A 766-nucleotide genomic window follows, 5' to 3' on the forward strand; every position below is an offset into this window, starting at 1 on the left:
TCATGTCTCTGATATGCTGGTTTTCGGCCAGTACTTTGCCGCAAAAATACTGTAACGCCCAGTCTGTGTTGTAGCGCTCCAACAATTGCCTGTCACTGGTGTTGAGATAGGCCTTCAGAAACATGAGTGCAAACATGCCCTTGCCGCCAAACCAGCTTGGGGCACCTCTTCCCGAGCGTTCTTCGGGAAGACAGGAAACAAGATCATCCCAGGGGATGGAATCATGTATCTGGCCCAACAATGAATTCTTGAAAAAATGATATTTTGGAGAATATCCGTCGAAGTCTTTGAAAAGAGGAAGCTGAATCATAACTTTAATTGTATTTAAGTCTGCAACCTTAAAATACAAAAAAGAAAACCCCGGAAAAAGCTAAAAACAGCCAAATTCGGGGTTTTTATGTTATGTTTTTGTTAAGTTATTGACTGAAAATCAGAATCTTAAAGGATTCTCAAGAAGCCCTAAAAATTCTGGCCCTATAGTGTCCAAGGCTCCCAATTTGTCATTTCGATCCCGATGGCTATCGGGAGAGAAATCTATTCTGCCTTAAGGTTGATTAGACCTCTCTCCCGTACTGTTGTCGGGATCGAGGTGACAAGGACAATTAAATTTATTCCTTTTGCATGCAGCATTTGGTTCAATTATGTCAATGACCTTTCCTTTGTCATTTCGAACGTAGAGAGAAATCTATCATGCCTCAGGGTATAGACTTCTCCTTTCGTCGAAGTGACAAGGTGATGTCTTAAAGGATTCTTGAATGTTTTTTTA

General features: G+C 41.0%; 1 protein-coding gene. It reads right to left on the bottom strand.

The window, feature by feature from the left end:
- On the bottom strand, positions 1–310 hold a 310-nt coding region (locus HMJ38_RS25090), incomplete at its 3' end, for a transposase (protein ID WP_228780184.1).
- Positions 311–766 lie beyond the last annotated feature (456 nt).

The organism is Aquiflexum lacus (assembly GCF_015476655.1).
Taxonomy (GTDB): Bacteria; Bacteroidota; Bacteroidia; order Cytophagales; family Cyclobacteriaceae; genus Aquiflexum; species Aquiflexum lacus.